The 2,894-nt window shown below is 68.5% G+C and carries 4 protein-coding genes; 2 read left to right on the top strand and 2 right to left on the bottom strand.

All coding sequences use genetic code 11. The features are described 5' to 3' along the window. Positions 1-986: RQC domain-containing protein (locus RT662_RS13305; RefSeq protein WP_313671181.1), on the top strand; the 986-nt coding region annotated here is incomplete at its 5' end. Here the strand turns inward: RT662_RS13305 and RT662_RS13300 are convergent. Further along, positions 975-1,691, bottom strand: coding sequence for a glycine zipper 2TM domain-containing protein (locus RT662_RS13300; RefSeq protein WP_313671180.1), 717 nt, complete (start codon positions 1,689-1,691; stop codon positions 975-977). The genes RT662_RS13305 and RT662_RS13300 overlap by 12 nt on opposite strands. A 138-nt stretch (positions 1,692-1,829) precedes the next feature. Here RT662_RS13300 and RT662_RS13295 point away from each other — a divergent pair, with 138 nt between their 5' ends. Beyond that, positions 1,830-2,129, top strand: a complete 300-nt coding sequence (locus tag RT662_RS13295) for a hypothetical protein (RefSeq protein WP_313671179.1) — start codon at positions 1,830-1,832, stop codon at positions 2,127-2,129. Between the two features lie 4 nt (positions 2,130-2,133). Here the strand turns inward: RT662_RS13295 and RT662_RS13290 are convergent, their stop codons facing one another. Further along, positions 2,134-2,793: a DUF1109 domain-containing protein gene (locus RT662_RS13290; protein ID WP_313671178.1), complete on the bottom strand. Its 660-nt coding sequence runs from the start codon at positions 2,791-2,793 to the stop codon at positions 2,134-2,136. Positions 2,794-2,894 lie beyond the last annotated feature (101 nt).

Here is a 2,894-nt window from a genome sequence, read left to right as displayed (position 1 = left end):
AGGCGGATTTCGTGAAGAGCGAAGACATGGTGATGTGTGCCACCATCGCCTTTGGCATGGGCATCAACAAACCCGATGTGCGCTTCGTCGTGCACGCCGGCCTGCCCAAATCGATCGAGGCCTATTATCAGGAAACCGGCCGCGCCGGCCGCGATGGCGATCCTGCGGTGGCGCACCTGATGTGGGGCGGCGAGGATGTGGCCCGGCTGCGTGGTTTCATCGCGGCCGGTGATGGCAGCGATGCACACAAGGCCAATGAAACCCGCCGGATGAACGCGCTGATAGCCTTTCTGGAAACCGCTGGCTGCCGGCGGCAGGAACTGCTGCGCTATTTCGGCGAAACCGCGCCGGCCACATGTGGGAACTGCGACAACTGCCTGAATCCGCCCACGCTGCTGGATGCCACCGAAGCCGCGCGCAAGCTGCTTTCGGCGGTGTATCGCACCGGGCAGCGCTTTGGCACCGGGCATCTGATCGAGGTGCTGGGCGGCAAGGCGACGGAAAAAGTACAGAAATTCGGCCACGACCGATTGCCGCTTTTCGGCATCGGCAAGGATTGGCCGGCCGATCAGTGGAAGAGCCTCGCCCGCCAGCTCGAAGCCATCGACGCATTGGAGCGTGATCCACAGCACGGCGGCCTCGTGCTGGGCCCCGCCGCGCGGCCGATCCTGAAAGGTGAGGTGGCCATCAACCTGAAACAGGTGGTGCCGCGCCGGGCAGCCAAAGCCAGCAGCAGCAGCGCGGCGGCGGATGTTGCCCCGCAGGATCGCGCGCTGTTCGAGGAACTGCGCAGCTTGCGCCGGCAGCTCGCCGCCGATGCCGGGGTGCCGCCCTATATCGTGTTTGCCGATGCAACCCTGCGCGCCATGGCCGCCCGCCGCCCGCAGACGATGGCCGACATGGCCCGCATCCCCGGTGTGGGCGCCGTGAAGCTGGAAAGCTGGGGGCCGGCCTTTCTGGAGGCGATTACCGCCTCAGCAGCCTGAACGTTCGATGGCGCTGCCAGCCAGCGCGCCGACCAGGCCGCCGATGATGACGCCCGGTGTGCGATCCCAGCGATTGCCCAGGCCATAGCCGATGCTGGCACCGGCAATGCCGCCCACCAGCGCGCCGCCGCCCGTGCCGCGGCACCGGCCCCAGCCGCGCCCATAGCCGCCGCCAAATCCGCCGCCCCAACCGCCACCAATCACCACGCCCGGGCCCCAGCCGCCATTCCAGCCGCCTCGATTCCAACCACGGTTCCAGCCACCGCGATTCCAACCTCTGTTCCAGCCGCCACCCCAGCCGATGGGCGCGACAACGGCCGGGCCACCCCAGCCACCACCCCAGCCGCCATAGGCGACAGGCACCGGCACGGGCACCACGGTGCGCGTATGAACCACCTGCACCGGCGGCGGTTGCTGCCAACCCTGCTGCCAGCCCTGGTTCTGCACGGCGGGCGCCTGCTGCTGCCAGGATTGCGCCGTGGCCGGCGCCCAGGATTCCGCGGTGGCCGGCTTCCAGCCGGGCGGCAGCGCAGCGGCATCGGCGGCCGTCGGCATCAGGCGCGCGTCCATTGCTGGCGGCGGCAGTGCGGCGGCGGCAACGGCGTCGCGCATTTCGGGCACATACTCGTCTGCCGGCCCGGCAGGCTGGGCGAAGGCCGGCGCACTGGCCAGAAGGGCAAGTGCCGGCAAGATCATCTGCTTCATCATGAATTCACCTTCCACCTGCCAGCTTGAACATCGGCTGAACCCGGGGGTATGCTTGTCGCAGCCGGCAAGCGCGCCCATGCTCAACAAACCCAAGCATGCGCCCTGGTTCGCAGGCCATGCAAGAGGAGAATGATGATGCGCACTCCCCTGATCATCGCGATTTCGCTGGGCCTGATGGCGCCCGTGGCCACGCCGGCCTTTGCCCAGCAGGGCCAGCCGACGCTGTATGAATATGATGGCAAGCAGTACAACACGCTGGCCCAGTGCCAGCGCGCCAAGAAGCGCGCCAAGGCCCGCGGTGCTGTTGCCGGCGCAGTGATTGCCGGTGTCGGCACGGCGCTGCTGGGCGGCAATGTCGGCGAAACCGCGCTGGTCGCCGGTGCCGGCGCCCTGGCCGGCCGCGAGATCGGCCGCGCCAGCGTCAAGCGCTGCTGAATATCTACCAGCGGATCAGGCGGGGCACCACCAGGCGCCCCGCCACCGCGGCAATGCCCACCGCAAGCCCGTACCACAGGCCGGTATAGACCATCGAATCATACGGGCAGTGCAGATTGTAGGCGAGCGCGCCAAGGCTGCCACCAGCGAGGCCCACCAGCAGGCCGGCGCGGCTCGGCGCCACCGGCGCGCCGCGCCGCAGGTGCAGCACCATCGGCACCGCGCACAGGCTGGCCGTCAACAGGCTCATCCGCAAACATTCCCAGCCGCTGGCAGCGCCCGCCATTGCCATCGCGTGTTCGGGCTGATCCAGCGCCATGATCGCGCCAGACAGCGGAAACAGCAGCGCCATCGCCGCCGCCACTTTCCAGCCTTGCGTGCTGCGGCCCACACCCGGATGCGCCTGGGCCAGCACGGCCGCCACACTCACCACCCCCAGCACCGCCAGCGTGCCGCAGCGCAACAGGAACATCGGGTGCGGCTGCCCGGCCATCAGATCGGGCCGCAGCCCCAGCCAGGCCAGCATCAGCATGGCCGCCATCAGCAGCACGGTGGCCAGCACCAGCATCGTGGGCCGGTCTTCCAGCGGCTGGACGGGCGCCACATCAGCGGCAAGCCGGTCCATCAGCGCCTCCAGCTGCTGGTTGGAAGAAAACTCAGCCATCACTTATCCTCGTCCACGGCGGCGGCCATGCGCTTAAGGCCGCGATGCACATTCACCTTGATCATCGATTCCGATTGGCCCAGCCGCGCCGCCGCTTCGAT

Source organism: Sandarakinorhabdus sp. (genome assembly GCF_032115815.1).
Lineage (GTDB): Bacteria > Pseudomonadota > Alphaproteobacteria > Sphingomonadales > Sphingomonadaceae > Sandarakinorhabdus.
The sequence above is the reverse complement of the archived record's forward strand: the minus strand, read 5'-3'. Positions and strand labels throughout refer to the sequence as shown.

Coding starts and splice junctions, on each gene's coding strand:
- RT662_RS13300 (WP_313671180.1), bottom strand. CDS start 1,691: ATGAAGCAGATGATCTTGCCGGCACTTGCCCTTCTGGCCAGTGCGCCG.
- RT662_RS13295 (WP_313671179.1), top strand. CDS start 1,830: ATGCGCACTCCCCTGATCATCGCGATTTCGCTGGGCCTGATGGCGCCC.
- RT662_RS13290 (WP_313671178.1), bottom strand. CDS start 2,793: ATGGCTGAGTTTTCTTCCAACCAGCAGCTGGAGGCGCTGATGGACCGG.